Origin of the sequence: Achromobacter sp. EB05, assembly GCF_044232075.1 — a bacterium.
GTDB lineage: Bacteria > Pseudomonadota > Gammaproteobacteria > Burkholderiales > Burkholderiaceae_B > Achromobacter > Achromobacter dolens.
Genome location: NZ_CP155917.1, coordinates 5,630,860 through 5,644,999 on the forward strand (window position 1 = coordinate 5,630,860; position 14,140 = coordinate 5,644,999).

14 protein-coding genes are annotated in these 14,140 nt (G+C 66.8%); 8 read left to right on the forward strand and 6 right to left on the reverse strand.

Annotation, left to right across the window (positions count from 1 at the left end; translation table 11 throughout):
* Positions 1-178: 178 nt before the first annotated feature.
* Positions 179-1,090: a LysR substrate-binding domain-containing protein gene (locus AAID08_RS25650; protein ID WP_054500578.1), complete on the reverse strand. Its 912-nt coding sequence runs from the start codon at positions 1,088-1,090 to the stop codon at positions 179-181.
* A 151-nt stretch (positions 1,091-1,241) separates the two neighbouring features.
* Here AAID08_RS25650 and trmB point away from each other — a divergent pair, with 151 nt between their 5' ends.
* The 4 genes from trmB to lysM all read left to right on the forward strand — a co-directional run bounded on the left by trmB (position 1,242) and on the right by lysM (position 3,949).
* Positions 1,242-2,042 carry a tRNA (guanosine(46)-N7)-methyltransferase TrmB gene (trmB, locus tag AAID08_RS25655; protein ID WP_244976858.1) on the forward strand — a complete coding sequence of 267 codons (801 nt, stop codon included), beginning with the start codon at positions 1,242-1,244 and terminating at the stop codon, positions 2,040-2,042.
* A complete protein-coding gene (gene pip, locus AAID08_RS25660; RefSeq protein ID WP_049076367.1) occupies positions 2,042-2,983 on the forward strand; it encodes a prolyl aminopeptidase in 942 nt (313 codons plus the stop codon). The genes trmB and pip overlap by 1 nt, the downstream gene beginning before the upstream one ends.
* A gap of 12 nt (positions 2,984-2,995) precedes the next feature.
* Positions 2,996-3,196 carry a sulfur carrier protein ThiS gene (gene thiS / locus AAID08_RS25665; RefSeq protein WP_042795329.1) on the forward strand — a complete coding sequence of 67 codons (201 nt, stop codon included), beginning with the start codon at positions 2,996-2,998 and terminating at the stop codon, positions 3,194-3,196.
* 306 nt (positions 3,197-3,502) lie between these two features.
* Positions 3,503-3,949: a peptidoglycan-binding protein LysM gene (gene lysM, locus AAID08_RS25670; protein WP_006385755.1), complete on the forward strand. Its 447-nt coding sequence runs from the start codon at positions 3,503-3,505 to the stop codon at positions 3,947-3,949.
* Positions 3,950-4,127: 178 nt separating this feature from the next.
* Here lysM and ffh read toward each other — a convergent pair whose 3' ends face one another.
* Positions 4,128-5,534, reverse strand: coding sequence for a signal recognition particle protein (gene ffh, locus AAID08_RS25675; RefSeq protein ID WP_049076369.1), 1,407 nt, complete (start codon positions 5,532-5,534; stop codon positions 4,128-4,130).
* Positions 5,535-5,640: 106 nt separating this feature from the next.
* Between ffh and AAID08_RS25680 the strand changes: the two genes are divergently transcribed.
* From AAID08_RS25680 to AAID08_RS25695, 4 genes are all read left to right on the forward strand, one after another.
* Positions 5,641-6,483 carry an inner membrane protein YpjD gene (locus AAID08_RS25680; protein ID WP_049076371.1) on the forward strand — a complete coding sequence of 281 codons (843 nt, stop codon included), beginning with the start codon at positions 5,641-5,643 and terminating at the stop codon, positions 6,481-6,483.
* 1 nt (position 6,484) lies between these two features.
* The gene (locus AAID08_RS25685; protein ID WP_395757078.1) at positions 6,485-6,751 is read left to right on the forward strand and encodes a PP0621 family protein; all 267 of its coding nucleotides are present in this window, start codon (positions 6,485-6,487) and stop codon (positions 6,749-6,751) included.
* A gap of 224 nt (positions 6,752-6,975) precedes the next feature.
* Positions 6,976-7,554, forward strand: a complete 579-nt coding sequence (ampD, locus tag AAID08_RS25690) for a 1,6-anhydro-N-acetylmuramyl-L-alanine amidase AmpD (RefSeq protein ID WP_054500574.1) — start codon at positions 6,976-6,978, stop codon at positions 7,552-7,554.
* A gap of 18 nt (positions 7,555-7,572) precedes the next feature.
* A complete protein-coding gene (locus AAID08_RS25695; RefSeq protein WP_395757079.1) occupies positions 7,573-8,193 on the forward strand; it encodes a glutathione S-transferase family protein in 621 nt (206 codons plus the stop codon).
* 69 nt (positions 8,194-8,262) lie between these two features.
* Here the strand turns inward: AAID08_RS25695 and AAID08_RS25700 are convergent, their stop codons facing one another.
* The 4 genes from AAID08_RS25700 to AAID08_RS25715 form a co-directional block, all read right to left on the reverse strand.
* Complete coding sequence (locus AAID08_RS25700; RefSeq protein WP_175189472.1) at positions 8,263-10,287, reverse strand: hypothetical protein; 2,025 nt, start codon at positions 10,285-10,287, stop codon at positions 8,263-8,265.
* 188 nt (positions 10,288-10,475) lie between these two features.
* A complete protein-coding gene (locus tag AAID08_RS25705; protein WP_395757080.1) occupies positions 10,476-11,435 on the reverse strand; it encodes a tripartite tricarboxylate transporter substrate binding protein in 960 nt (319 codons plus the stop codon).
* Between the two features lie 107 nt (positions 11,436-11,542).
* Positions 11,543-12,574 (reverse strand): NAD(P)-dependent oxidoreductase, encoded by a 1,032-nt coding sequence (locus AAID08_RS25710; protein WP_144655600.1) that lies wholly within the window; start codon positions 12,572-12,574, stop codon positions 11,543-11,545.
* Positions 12,575-12,579: 5 nt separating this feature from the next.
* Positions 12,580-14,055: an aldehyde dehydrogenase gene (locus AAID08_RS25715; RefSeq protein ID WP_395757081.1), complete on the reverse strand. Its 1,476-nt coding sequence runs from the start codon at positions 14,053-14,055 to the stop codon at positions 12,580-12,582.
* Between the last annotated feature and the right edge of the window lie 85 nt (positions 14,056-14,140).

Sequence of the window (14,140 nt, forward strand, 5' to 3'; positions counted from 1 at the left end):
ATGATGGCCCGCAGTGTGCGTCATCGCCCGGGGCGGCGGAATGGACGATTCGGGAAGGGGGCATTCCCGGATCGAGAAAGCCCGGCGCGGCGGCCGCGCCCCGGCCGGACAGGCCAACCCGGACAGGCCAACCGATTGCCGGCCGCCACGAAGCGCTTTTTTGCGTGCGAGCAGGCCTCTAGGCCGTGCCGGGGTCCTGCGCGCCGCGCAGATGCGCCAGCAACAGCCGCGCCGCCACCGGCAGCGCGTCGGCATCGCGCACGCCCAACAGCAGCCAGCGGCGCGCCCAGTCGTCGGACAGGGCAATCAGGCGGATCGGCATGGAGCGCGCATGCGGCTCGGCCGCCAGCCGCGGCAGAATGCCGACCCCGCGCGTGGCCGCCACCATGCGGCAGATGGCGTCGAAGCTGCGCACCTGGATGCGCAGCCGCATGTCGCGGCCCAGCCGGCCGCTCTCGTCGGCCAGGCGGGTGGCCAGCGAGGTCGCGGGCGGCAGGCCGACGTAGTCGTAGGCCAGGGTATCGGCGAACGCCACGCTGACATGGCGCGCCAGCGGATGACGCTGCGGCACGATCAGCACCAGCTCGTCGAGCCGGTACGGCACGGTGGCCAGGCCCGCCGCCGGGGTGCGGTCGGCGAACACGCCGATGTCGGCGCGGTTCTCCAGCACGGCAGTGACGATGTCGCTGCTGTTCTGCTCTTCCAGGTCGATGCGCACGGCCGGGTGCGCTTCCATGAAGGACGCCAGATCTTCCGGCAGGAACTGGGTCAGCGACGAGGTATTGGCGGCGATGCGCACCTGCCCGCGCACCCCCCGGGCATAGTCGGACAAGGTGCCCGCCATCTGCTCGACTTCCTGCAACACCCGCAGGGCATGGACCAGGCAGGCCTGGCCCGCCTCGGTCAGCTCGACGCCGGCCGCGTTGCGGTACAGCAGTTGGGTGTCCAGCGCGGCCTCCAGGTCCGAGATCCGCTTGCTGGCCGCCCCCACCGCCAGGTGCGACGCGCGCGCGCCGGCCGAGATGCTGCCCTGGCGGGCCACCGAGACGAAAAGCGAGAGCGTGACGAGGTCGATGCGGGCGATATTCATGATGGACGCGCGGCGCCAGGCGGACGCCGCGGCTGCACTATAGCGCGCGGACCCCGGGGGGGACCCGCCCCATTCGATCGCCAGCGATAAGTCCCCATTTAAACCGAAACGCGGACTGCAGCCCGGCGGGGCTGCCACTACAATCCCGCCTATGACAACGAACAGCCCTGCGAATCCGCCCGTGAACACCCCCGCAACACCCGGCAACCCCGACGCGCCCGCGCCGGTTTCCCCCCAGACCGAAGCCGCGCTGGCCAGCGCCGCGCACGCCCCCAACAGCCCGGGCGCCACCCACATCCGCAGCTTCGTGCACCGCCGCGGCCACATCACCCAGGGCCAGCTGGCCGCGCTTGAGCAACTGCTGGGCAAATGGTCGATTCCCTACGCCGCCAGGCGCCTGGACCCCGCCGCCGCCTTCGGCCGCGAGGCGCCGACGGTGCTGGAAATCGGCTTCGGCATGGGCGAGACCACCGAGAAGATCGCGCTGGCCCGTCCCGGCGACAACTTCCTGGGCGTGGAAGTGTTCAACGCCGGCGTCGGCTCGCTGCTGCGCCGCATCGAGGATTCCAGCATCACCAACCTGCGCATCATCCAGCACGACGCGGTCGAGGTGGTGCGCGACATGATCGCGCCGGACTCGCTGGCCGGCGTGCACATCTACTTCCCCGACCCGTGGCCCAAGAAGCGCCACCACAAGCGCCGCCTGATCCAGCCGCCGTTCATCGCGCTGCTGGCCAGCCGCATCGCGCCGGGCGGCTATATCCATTGCGCCACCGACTGGGAAGACTACGCGGTGCAGATGCTCGACGTGCTGGGCAACGAGCCGCAACTGAAGAACACCACGGACGGCTACGCGCCGCGCCCTGATTACCGCCCCCTGACCAAATTCGAGACGCGCGGCCTGCGATTGGGCCATGGCGTCTGGGACCTGATCTTCAAGCGAGTCGCCTGATGCTCTACCCCGCGATCGAACCCTACCGCCACGGCATCCTGGATACCGGCGACGGCCACCAGGTCTACTGGGAACTCTGCGGCAACCCGCAGGGCAAGCCCGCCGTGTTCCTGCACGGCGGCCCCGGCAGCGGCTGCTCGCCGGTGCATCGGCAACTCTTCGATCCCAAGCGCTACAACGTGCTGCTGTTCGACCAGCGCGGCTGCGGCCGCTCGACGCCGCACGCCGGCCTGGACAACAACACCACCTGGCACCTGGTGGCCGACATCGAGCGCCTGCGCACCGAAATCATGGGCGCCGACCAATGGCTGGTGTTCGGCGGCTCGTGGGGCTCGACGCTGGCGCTGGCCTACGCCGAAACGCATCCGCGGCACGTCAGCGAACTGGTGGTGCGCGGCATCTTCACGCTGCGCCGCGCCGAAGTGCAATGGTTCTACCAGGAAGGCGCGTCGTGGCTGTTCCCCGATCGCTGGGAAGAGTACCTGGCCCCCATCCCCGAAGCCGAGCGCGGCGACCTGGTGGCGGCGTACCACAAGCGCCTGACGGGCAATGACCCGGCCGAGCAACTGCGCGCCGCCAAGGCCTGGAGCAAATGGGAAGACAGCACCATCACGCTGCTGCCCAGCCCGCGCCACCAGCAGAGCCACGCCGCCGACCGCGCGGCGCTGGCTTTCGCGCGCATCGAGAACCACTACTTCGTCAACGCCGGCTTCATGGAAGAAGGCCAGTTGATCCGCGACGCCCACAAGCTGCGCGGCATCCCCGGCACCATCGTGCAGGGCCGCTACGACGCCTGCACCCCCGCGCGCACCGCCTGGGACCTGCACCGCGCCTGGCCCGAGGCCGAGTTCCATATCGTGCCCGACGCGGGCCACGCCTTCGACGAACCCGGCACGCTGGCGCGCCTGATCGCCGCCACCGACGCCTACGCCAAACGCTGAGGAGACCGACCCATGCACATCACCCTGAACGGCGACGCCCGTGAATTTCCGCTCGACACCACGGTGAACGAACTGCTCGAAACGCTGGGCTATGCCGGCAAGCGCGTGGCGGTGGAACGCAACGGCGAGATCGTGCCCAAGAGCCAGCACGCGCAGACCGCGCTGACCGACGGCGACCAGATCGAGATCGTCGTGGCGGTGGGCGGCGGCTGACCCGCGGCGCGGCCGGCAAGCGGCGATCGCCCCCTGCAAAAGGGCTGCAGCAATGCAGCCCTTTTTTTCATCATCCTGACGGATGGCTAGCAACCTGTTACACGATTACCCCACTCAGGCGACGACGTGGCGAGTCATAATCGTTGATGCTGGCGCGTCCGGGCCCGGCCCGGCAAACAGGCTTGAACGCCGCCGCCCCGCCCGCGGGACCACGGCAACGCCGGCATCGTGCGCAGAAGTCCAGGGACCGCGCGCCCTGACACGCATCGCTCTTTCTCTCACCGCAACATAGACAAAGGAAACACGATGGGTCTGCTCAATTTCATCAAGGACGTTGGAGAAAAACTCTTCGGTGCCAGCGAAGCCAAGGCGGCCACGCCGGATGAGCTGAAGAAGGAACTCGACAAGCACGGCCTGAATGCCGATGGCCTGCAGATCTCGGTCGATGGCGACAAGGTCACCGTCACGGGCGAGGCCGCCAACACCGAAGCCGCCGAGAAGATCGCGCTGGCGCTGGGCAACACCGTCGGCGTGGCCGCGGTGGACAACCAGTTGAAGGTCAAGCAGGCCGCGCCCGAGGCCAAGATGTACACGGTGCAGAAGGGCGACAACCTGTGGAAGATCGCCGAGGCGCAATACGGCAAGGGCCAGGGCGCCAAGAACACCCTGATCTTCGAGGCCAACAAGCCGATGCTGACCAGCCCCGACAAGATCTATCCGGGCCAGGTGCTGCGCATCCCGCCCCTGTCGTAAGCCACGAAACAGAATGGGCCCTCGCGGGCCCGTATCGCGGCGCAGAACCCCCTGCCTGCCGCGATGATTTGGCCAGGCGCAATGCCTGGCCATTTTTTTGGCGGAAATCCCCGGGGGCAAGCGCCCGCGGTCAGCGGCAGCCCCGAGGGCCCCCCGCCGCCGGGCGCCGGCGCGCCGGTCAGCCCTTCATGAAGCGGCCCATGCCCTTCATGCCGCCCATGGCGCGCATCATCTTGGCCATGCCACCCTTCTTCATCTGCTTCATCATGCCCTGCATCTGCTCGAACTGGGCCAGCAGGCGGTTGACTTCCTGCACCGGCACGCCCGACCCCGCCGCGATGCGGCGCTTGCGCGAGGCCTTGATGAGTTCAGGCTTGGCACGCTCGGCAGCCGTCATGGAATTGAGGATGCCCTCGGTGCGGCGCAACTGCTTTTCCGCCTGGCCGCCCTGCAACTGGCCGGCGGCCTGCTGGAACTGGGCCGGCAGCTTTTCCAGCAGCGAGCCCATGTCGCCCAGCTTCTTGACCTGGCCGAGCTGGTCGCGGAAGTCGTTCAGGTCGAACTTGTTGCCCGACTTGATCTTGGCCGCCAGCTTCTGGGCCTCGGCGATGTCGATGTTCTTCTGGGCCTGCTCGACCAGCGAGACGATGTCGCCCATGCCCAGCACGCGCTGCGCCATGCGCTCGGGGTAGAACGGCTCCAGGCCGTCCAGCTTTTCCGAGACGCCGACGAACTTGAGCGGCTTGCCGGTGACGTGACGCACCGACAGCGCCGCGCCGCCGCGGGCGTCGCCGTCCAGCTTGGTCAGCACCACGCCGGTCAGCGGCAGCGCCTCGGCGAAGGCGCGGGCGGTGTTGACCGCGTCCTGGCCCTGCATGGCGTCGACCACGAACAGCGTTTCGACCGGCTTGACCAGGTCATGCAGCGCGCGGATCTCGCGCATCATGGCCTCGTCGATGCCCAGGCGGCCGGCCGTGTCCAGGATCAGCACGTCGTAGTGGTGACGGCGGGCATGGTCGACCGCGTTGCGGGCGATGTCCTCGGGCTTCTGGCTGGGGTCGCTTGGCAGGAAATCGACGCCGACCTGCGCCGCCACGCTCTTCAACTGGTCGATGGCGGCCGGGCGGTAAACGTCGGCGGACACCACCAGCACCTTCTTCTTGCCGGTCTTGCGGCCGTGCTGGGTGTGCTGGCCTTCGCTCAGCCAGCGGGCCAGCTTGCCGGTGGTGGTGGTCTTGCCCGCGCCCTGCAGGCCGGCCATCAGGATGACGGCGGGCGGCTGCACGGCCAGCGACAGTTCGCCGGAATCGGCGCCCAGGTCGCCGCCCATGAGGGCGGTCAGTTCCTTGTGGACCACGCCCACCAGGGCCTGGCCGGGGCTGAGGCTGCTGGCGACTTCTTCGCCCAGCGCCTTTTCCTTGACCCGGGCGACGAAATCGCGCACCACGGGCAGCGCCACGTCGGCTTCCAGCAGGGCCATGCGCACTTCGCGCAGCATTTCCTGGGTGTTGGCCTCGGTCAGGCGGGCTTCGCCGCGCAGTGTCTTGACGACGCGCGACAGGCGTTGAGTTAGGTTATCGAGCATGAGAGGCGTTTCCGCTTAAACTAGTTGATTGAACGGTGGCCGCAGGCGCGGATTCTGCGCTGTCGGGCGGCATGCGCCCCCAGGCCCCATCCAGACAACGGTTTCTATGTCACTAGGCATTGTATTTCACACAGCGGCCGCCTTGGCGTACGCCGTGCTGGGAGGGTCCCTCTGGATCCGCCTGGCGGGCGCCGGGGAAGTCGAGCAAACGGGCAAAGTCGCTCGTCTGTGCCTGCTGGGAGCCCTGGTTCTCCATGGAATCGGGCTGCAACAGTCCATGCTGGGGGCCCCGCACCTGTTCATCGGGTGGGCGCTGGCCCTGTCTGCCGCCATCTGGCTGGGCATGGTCGTCTTCTGGCTCGAAAGCCTGCTGGTGCGCATCGACGGCCTGCAATTGCTGCTGCTGCCGGCCGCCACCCTGGCCAGCGGCCTGGCCGCCCTGTTCCCCCAGGGACAATTCGTGCCTCACGCCGACAACGCCTGGCTGCGCGTGCATTTGCTGATCGCGCTGGGCGCCTACGGGCTGATCACCATCGCCGCCCTGCACGCGATGCTGATGGCGCTGCTCGACCGCCACCTGCACCGCCCCCTGGACGCCCCCGCCGAACGCAGCATCATCGGCCGCGTGCTGGACTCGCAGCCGCCGCTGCTGGTGCAGGAACAACTGCTGTTCCGCATCATCTGGATCGGCTTCGTGGTGCTGACCCTGGCCGTCGGCTCGGGCTCCATCGCCTCCATGAAGCTCACCGGCCAGATCCTGCCGTTCGACCACAAGACCGTCTTCACCCTGCTGTCCTGGTTCACCTTCGGCGTGCTGCTGGCCGGACGCCACATCTGGGGCTGGCGCGGCCGCGTCGCCCTGCGCTGGACCCTGACGGGGTTCGGTTTCCTGATCCTGGCCTACACCGGCAGCCGGTTCGTGCTGGAAGTCATTCTGCATCGAGGCTGACGTGGGCAAACTGCTGTTCTGGATCGTCATCATCATCGGCGTGCTCTTTGTGGCGCGCATCGCCGGCCGCATGGCCGCCGCCCGCCAGGATTCCGCCGCCAGCGCCAAGCCGCGCGCCACGCCCAACCCGCCCGCCACCGGCGCGCCGGAGGCCATGGTCCGTTGCGCCCACTGCGGCATCCACCTGCCGCGTTCCGAGGCCCTGCTGCAGGGCAGCCAGACCTGGTGCAGCCAGGAACACGCCCGGCTGGGACCGGCGGCGAAATAAAAGGCGGGTCTGAGCGACTGGCCGGCCCGGATCCGCGGGCCCGCCATCCCGCCATCCCGCCATCCCGCCATCCCGCCATCCCGCCATTCCGCCAGCCAGCCCGGAGAGGCTCGCCCATCACAGGACGCAACGACAGCACCGCCCCCGGGTGGGCCCGGCCCTCATTCGCCCCCTTTTCACACGCACGGCATAATGCACGTTGGATACCAACCTGCTTTCCTCCCATGCCCCTGCTTCTGGATCGACATGGCTGGCTGGCGCCGGCCCCGGGCGTTTCCCGGCTGCCCTCCCCCAACTGCGACGCGCGTCCCCAGGACGCCCAGGTGTCGCTGCTGGTGCTGCACAACATCAGCCTGCCGCCCGGCCAATTCGGCGGCCCCGAGGTCGCCGGCCTGTTCCTGAACACGCTGGACTACGGCTCGCACCCCTGGCTGGAACGCCTGCGCGGCCTGCGGGTATCGGCGCATTTCTTCATCCGCCGCGACGGCCGCATCGTGCAGTTCGTCTCCACCGATGCGCGCGCCTGGCATGCCGGCGTCTCGCGCTTCGCCGGCCGCGAGCGCTGCAACGATTTCTCCATTGGCATCGAGCTGGAAGGCACCGACACGCTGCCCTACACTGACGAACAGTACCTGGCCCTGCGCCGGCTGACGCCGGTGCTGCGCGCACGCTACCCCCTGGCGGCCGCCTGGGGCCACGAACACATCGCGCCGGGCCGCAAGACCGACCCGGGGCCCGCTTTCAACTGGACGCGCTTCGGGCGCGACAGCGGCTTTGCGCGGCGGCAGTTGCCGCCCGTCTGACCCTTACAAGGACCGGTTATGTTGAAGATCTGGGGACGGCTGACGTCCGTCAATGTGCAGAAAGTGATGCTGGCCGTGCGCGAACTGGCGCTGCCGCACACCTTCATCGAGGCCGGCGGCCCGTTCGGCGTGGTCGACACGCCCGAGTACGCCAAAATCAACCCCAACCGCACCGTGCCCGCCATCGACGACGGCGGTTTCGTGCTGTGGGAATCGAACGCCATCGTGCGCTACCTGGCCGCCCGCTACGGCGCTGGCACCCTCTGGCCCGACGACGTCTGTCTGCGCGCCGACGCCGACCGCTGGATGGACTGGCAGACCACCGAATGGCAGGGCGCCATGGGCCCGGCCTTCCTGGGGCTGATCCGCACGCCGGAAGAAAAGCGCGACCACGCCGCCATCGACCTGTCGGTCAAGCGCAGCAATGCCCGCGCCCAGATTCTGGACCAGGCGCTGCAAGGCCGCGAGTTCATCGCCGGCCGCCACCTCACCATGGGCGACATCGCCCTGGTGTGCTCGGCGCACCGCTGGCTGGCGCTGCCGATCGAGCGGCCGGACACCCCGGCGCTGTCGGCGTGGTACCGGCGCGTGATGATGCGACCGGCGCCGCAGGGGGTGTTGACGTTGCCGTTGGAATAGCAGCCCCGGCAGGCGAAGGCATGCAACTGCACGCCTTCAGCCCCCCGGGCATTCGGGGCGCATTTTGATTTAGCCGAAGAAGAAATTATCGCTGTCGAGATAGGGATAATTACTGCCGATCACGTCGGCCATCATGTATCCGTATCCGTTCGGCGTGGAAGGATCGGCGTAGTTCGTATATTCGATGAAGAAGTCCGCGATCCCATCGCCGGTTCTGTCTCCCTCCAGGCTTACGGTGGACGCCCGCCACCAACCGCTTTCGTCATCATGAGTGACGGGCCAATCCAGTCCGTGATGGTCCTCGGTCACATACCGGAGTTCTCCGGCATGCCCGGTGAACTTTCCTGTGCCGATAAACCGCATGGCCTGATGTCCCTCGGTATTCAGGTCGCCATCCAGGTTTGAAAAATCGAGCACGTCCGGCTCGATCCGCAGCCCCCCATATCCCCCAAGATAGGCCGGTTGGTAGTGCTTGAGGTTGAAATCGCGCGCTTCGCGAGCCGTGGTCAACCCATGGATGAACTTCGTCGTGATTTCCCCGGAGTCCGGATCGGCGAAATCACCATCGTTGAACACGATGCGATTGCCGCCGCCATGCACGACGAAGGTATCGTTGCCACCACGGCCGGTGAACGTCATTCCCCCAAGCACGTCGCCGACCAGGATATCGTCGTAATCGCTGCCAATGACATAGTCGATATTGCGATATTCTCCCTGGCACCACTCGCCGCACGAACCGGATTTCAACTCCACAAATGCGTACCCGTACCCTCGAAGTTTACCCAGGGCGCTTTCATGGGTGAGGAAATGACTATTGACGTCATAGTCCTTGAGCCCAAAGGCGCTGGCCCGATCCGCAATCCACTTGTCCATGCGATCGTTGCCACTCACAACGATGTCGACGCCCCACTCGTTCAAGGAAAAGTCCAGGACGTTGTATCCATCCGGATTGCCCACAACCTTGTTGGACCAGTCATAGTCACTTCCCGGCATGAACCAGTTGATTGCATTGCCGCCGACCATTTCACTCGGCGTGTCGTCACCGACGAACACATAGGATTTTCCGTCCTTGGCGATGAATGACTTCACGCCGCCATCCGGCGCTAGGTCAGCATAAAGAACGACTTCAGGCGGCGGTCGCATGCTCGGGCCATCGGCCTGTGGCTCGGTATTCGCAGGGCCGCCAACCGGCCGATCCCTACCGATTTCTGCCAAGATTTGGGGAAGGATGGCGGCCGCTTCCGGATAGTCCGCGGGATGTGTCGCAATTTCCCGCATCGCGAGGTAAATCTGGTAACCGGAGAATCTAGCACCGTCACTAGCGGCGGTGGCATCCGCAGCAGTCGGGCCACTCTCAACGTTCGAATGCGTAGCGTGGGGGTCGAGCCGGTCAGGCAATAGCGCCGTCGGCATGCTTCCCGTATGGGCTGGGATATGCGTTCCTTCAGTGACGAGTACGTCTTGGATAAATTTCGCTGCCTCCCCCTTGAGGTCGATGAGGTCAGGCAGGGATGAAGCGATAGCGACGATAGCCATGCCGGCTACAACCGCTGGTATGCCTCCGCCAACCATGAGCAAAGTCCCCATTCCCGCTATCGCACCCGCTATTACAGCGCCGCCCCACACAGACGCCACCTCGGAGCCGATCGCAACCTTGGGAGGCGTACCCGAAGCAATATCCTTCTGGATCACGCTCCAACTGAAAATTCCTTGCATGAATTTCTCATGCGTTTGCGCCATCACGTTCAAATACTTGAAGGCTTGCTTGTCCAGGCGGGTCTCCAACAAGTCGCGAACATATCCCAGGAATTTTCCTGTTTCCGGAATGAGCTTGTTGACCAACGGCTCCACCATCCCACGCGTCGTCTTCGGATCGTGGTAGTACCTAGATTCCTCGCTGTAGTGCGAAAAGTAATACGCTTCCTTTTGGTTGAGAATCTGCGCGATGTACCACGCGGGAACGATCCGTGGTGTCGAGAAGTAAGACCAGCCGATGCCGTCCCACAGCCCAGACCCTATCCCACCGCCCCAACTCGGCGGCTCCGGCGGCCAAGTGCCATAAACGGTGACGGGGGCAAGCGTAGGCGTGGGCATGATGCGGCTCCTGATCGCGGATCATCAATAGCCGCCCGCAGGCACGCAGGCGACCGTCTATAGACATAAACGGTTGAGCCGCGATTTACAGTAAAAAAAAGCCGCAATTCAGACCAGTTCTCCGGTACCGGCCCACGTCCCGCGATTCGGAGCATGCCGACGCCCTCGCGGGAACGGCGTCCAGCGCCCTACTCCACCCAAGGCGTATTCGCCCAGATCTGCCGCAGCCGCCCATCATCCTGCTTCAAGCGTTCCTGCCACTGCGGCCCATCCAGGTAATCCATCTCGGTGAACTGCTGCTTCATCTGCGCCTGGAATTCCGGATTGGCGGCGACCTTGCCCAAGGCCTGGCGCAGCTTCTCGGCGACATCCGCCGGCAAGCCCTTGGGCGCGACAATGCCGCGCTCGGAGGCGAACACCAGGTTCACGCCCAGCTCCTTGAAGGTCGGCACGTCCGGCCCCAGCGGCGAACGCGTCGCGCTGGCCTGCGCCAGCACGCGCATGTTCTTGCCGTGATAGGGCATGACTTCGCCAAGGTTCAGGCCGCCGATCACGGTATGCCCACCCAGCACCGAGCTGCGCAACGGCCCCGCGCCGTTGTACGGTACGTGGTTGAGCTTGGTGCCGGTCAGGTTCTGGAACAGCACCAGCGCCAGGTGATCATCGGTGCCCACGCCGGTCGAGCCATAACTGATCGAACCCGGCTTCTCGCGCGCCGCCTTGATCAAGGCATCCAGCGTCTGGTACGGACTGTCGGCGGCGACGCTGAAGGCGCTTGGGTCGCGCACCAGGTTGGCCAGGTAGGTGAAGTCGGCGGTGGTGAAGCCGGCCTTGCGTTCGATCGGCAGCGACACCAGCCCGGGCATGTTGGTCATGGCCAGCGTGTAGCCATCGGGCTTGGCGCGCGCCACGTACGACAGCGCGATGGCGCTGGACGCGCCCGGCTTGTTCTGCACCACGATGGTGGTGCCCAGCTCCTTTTCCAGGAACGCCGCCAGCGAACGCGCCGTCAGGTCGGTGCCGCCGCCGGGCGCGAAGCCCACCACCAGTTCGATGGGATGGTCGGGCCAGGCCCAGGCCGGCCACGCGGCGCACAGCGCGGCCACGGACAGCGCGGCGCGAGCGGCCGCCTTGCGTGTAAAGAACATGGTTGTCTCCTGTGTGGGTACTGCTGTTGTTATGCGTTGTGATGAGCCGGACAGGCCGGCCAGTCACGCGGGACGGCTGCGACGGCCGCCCCGGGTCAAACTGTTCCCTAACCGACCTTGCCCCTTTCCTGCGCCTCGCGCCACGCCAGCAGGCGCCTCACGCCTTCGGCCATGCCCACTTGCGGCTGCCAGCCGATCTGTTGTCCCGCCAGGTCGTGCGGGATATGGAAGGCGCCGCCCGAGGTCAGGCGCACTGTGCCCGGAGGGTCCGGCCGGATCTCCGGTTCCAGGTCGCTCTTGCAGTAGTCGAGCACCAGCCGCACCAGCTCGCCGGTGGTGATGGGCGCCGGGCCGGACACGTTCACCGCGACATCGGTCGCGTCGCTCTGGAACGCGGCGACGTTGGCGCGCGCCACGTCCGAGACGTGCACGAAGTGCTTGGTGTCGCTGCCGTCGCCAGGCAGCAGGGGACGCTCGCCCTGGCGCACGCGGTCATAGGTCTCCATGATGTACAGCGAATTCGCGGCGCGGTAGTGCTGGCGCTCGCCATACACGGTGGAATAGCGCAACACCACATAGTCCAGCCCGCACTTCTGGAAGTACTGGCGGCAAAGCTGTTCGCCCATGATCTTGGAGGCGCCGTACAGGATCGCCGCCGGCGGCGCGCCGACGGAATGGAACGGGCCGTTCTCGACCAGCGCGCCCGCGATGCCGCTGCCGTAGCCATAGACCGCGTTGGACGAGGCGAACACGAACTTCTTCACCTTGTTGGCGCGGCACGCTTCAAGCATGTTCTGCGCCCCGCGGATGTTCACGTCCACCGCCTGCCACGGCGTCTGCGCGAAACCCAGCGTCATGTAGGCAGCCAGGTGCAGCACGCCATCCACGCCCTCGGTCGCGGCCAGCAGGTCGGGCAGGCGCATCAGGTCGCCGCGCACCACTTTCACGCGCGGATTGTCTTGCAGGTGGGCGATGGCCTCGGGCGTGCCAAAGGCGAAGTTGTCCAGCAGGATCACTTCGCGCACGCCGGCGGCCAGCAGCGCGTCGGCGGTGTGCGAGCCCACCAGGCTGGCGGCGCCGGCGATCAGGATGCGGGCATCGGCCAGCGGCAGCGCCGCGCTTTTCTTGTCGGTCGTCATGTGATTCACAGTCCCATCGGTTGATTGTGCATGCCCCAGTACAGGCTCTTGACCTGACTGTAGAGGCGCAGGCCATGCAGGCCCTTCTCGCGGCCGATGCCGCTGTCCTTGAAGCCGCCGAACGGCGTGGCGATATGCGATTGCTTATAGGTGTTGATCCAGACCGAGCCCGCCTCGATCTCGCGCGCCACGCGCCAGGCACGGGCATAGTCGCCGGTCCACATGCCGGCGGCCAGGCCGAAGGGCGTGTCGTTGGCCTGCCGGATCACATCGTCCTCGTCGTCGAACGGCAACGCCACCAGCACCGGCCCGAAGATCTCTTCCTGGCAGACGCGCGCGCCATTGCCCAAGCCGTCGATCACCGTGGGCAGGTAGAACCAGCCGTTGGCCAGCTCGGCGCGATCCGGCGCGGCGCCGCCGACCAGCACGCGGCCGCCTTCGGCGCGGCCGATGTCGACATAGCCGGCCACCTTGTCGCGATGCGCGCGCGACACCAGCGGCCCCATCTGCGTGGCGGGATCATCAGGCAGACCCACGCGCACCTGACGCGTGCGTTGCACCAGCGCTTCCATGAAGCGGCCATAGATGGACTTCTGCACGAACAGGCGCGAACCGGCCACGCAGCTTTGCCCGGCCGAACCGAAGATGCCCGACACCACGCCGGCCACGGCGCGGTCCAGGTCGGCGTCGTCGAACACGATGTGCGGCGACTTGCCGCCCAGCTCCAGGCCCACGGGAATCAGGCGCTGGCCGGCAATGCCGCCGATGGCGCGGCCCGTTTCGGTGCCGCCGGTGAACGACACCATGCGCACGCCGGGATGCTTGACCAGCGCGGCGCCGACGTCCTCGCCGTGGCCCGGCAGCACCGTCAGCAGCCCTTCCGGCAGGCCGGCCTCGGCACAGATGCGCGCCAGTTCCAGCGCCAGTTGCGGCGTCTCCTCGGACGGCTTGAGCAGCACCGCGTTGCCGGCCGCCAGCGCTGGCGCGGCCTTCTGCGCCTCGTTCATGATGGGCGAGTTCCACGGCGTGATGGCCGCGATCACGCCGAACGGCTCGGCCAGCGCCATCGAAAAATACTCGCCGCGCGGCGAGGTCATCTCGTTCTGCCAGGTTTCGCACACCGCGGCGTAATAGCGGAAATGCCCGGCCGCGCTGTCGACCATGTTCAGGCATTCCTTCCACGGCTTGCCGCTGTCGATCATCTGCAGCCGCGCCAGCGGCTCGCGTTCGGCGGCCAGGCGCCGGCCGATCTCGTACAGCGTGGCGGCGCGCTGGTCGGGGCGCAGTTTGCGCCACGGCTGGCGCTGGAACGCGTCCCTGGCGATGGCGACGGCGGCATCCACGTCGCGCGGCAAGGCGCGCGTGACAATGCCGGCAACGCTGCCGTCGGCGGGATTGATGGAGGTGATGACGGCGTCGCCGTCCTGGCCGTGGCGCCATTCGGCGCCCAACCGGAAGGGCTTTGGGCTCGATGCTTGCATAAGGTCGGGGCAATCCAGAGGTCTCGGTAGACGCATCATCGGCCGGCCGACTATTAGGCACAATTCGATATTTTTCTTATATTCT